The following is a 1,156-nucleotide window of genomic DNA, read 5'->3' on the forward strand; positions in this document are numbered from 1 at the left end:
CTCGTATTCAAAATAGTCTTTGTACCTAGCAGTATCCTGAGTACGGCGGGACACGTGAAATCCCGTCGGAATCTGGGAGGACCATCTCCCAACCCTAAATACTCCCTAGTGACCGATAGTGAACCAGTACCGTGAGGGAAAGGTGAAAAGCACCCCGGGAGGGGAGTGAAATAGAACCTGAAACCGTGTGCCTACAACAAGTTCGAGCCCGTTAATGGGTGAGAGCGTGCCTTTTGTAGAATGAACCGGCGAGTTACGATATGATGCGAGGTTAAGTTGAAGAGACGGAGCCGTAGGGAAACCGAGTCTGAATAGGGCGCATTAGTATCATGTCGTAGACCCGAAACCATGTGACCTACCCATGAGCAGGTTGAAGGTGCGGTAAGACGCACTGGAGGACCGAACCAGGGCACGTTGAAAAGTGCTTGGATGACTTGTGGGTAGCGGAGAAATTCCAAACGAACTTGGAGATAGCTGGTTCTCTCCGAAATAGCTTTAGGGCTAGCGTCGACATCAAGATTCTTGGAGGTAGAGCACTGTTTGGGTGAGGGGTCCATCCCGGATTACCAATCTCAGATAAACTCCGAATGCCAATGAATTATGGTCGGCAGTCAGACTGCGAGTGCTAAGATCCGTAGTCGAAAGGGAAACAGCCCAGACCACCAGCTAAGGTCCCAAAATAATTGTTAAGTGGAAAAGGATGTGGGGTTGCACAGACAACTAGGATGTTAGCTTAGAAGCAGCTATTCATTCAAAGAGTGCGTAATAGCTCACTAGTCGAGTGACCCTGCGCCGAAAATGTACCGGGGCTAAAACAATTTACCGAAGCTGTGGATACCTTTATAGGTATGGTAGGAGAGCGTTCTATGTGTGGAGAAGGTGTACCGTGAGGAGCGCTGGAACGCATAGAAGTGAGAATGCCGGTATGAGTAGCGAAAGACAGGTGAGAATCCTGTCCACCGTAAGACTAAGGTTTCCAGGGGAAGGCTCGTCCGCCCTGGGTTAGTCGGGACCTAAGGAGAGACCGAAAGGTGTATCCGATGGACAACAGGTTGATATTCCTGTACTAGAGTATGTAGTGATGGAGGGACGCAGTAGGCTAACTAAAGCAGACGATTGGAAGTGTCTGTCTAAGCAGTGAGGTGTGAATTGAGTT

At 49.5% G+C, this 1,156-nt stretch carries 1 rRNA gene; it reads left to right on the top strand.

Annotated elements, in window-relative coordinates:
* Positions 1–1,156, top strand: a 23S ribosomal RNA gene (locus tag AB8E63_RS08635); the annotation flags it as partial.

Source organism: Streptococcus sp. oral taxon 061 (genome assembly GCF_964211575.1).
Taxonomy (GTDB): Bacteria; Bacillota; Bacilli; order Lactobacillales; family Streptococcaceae; genus Streptococcus.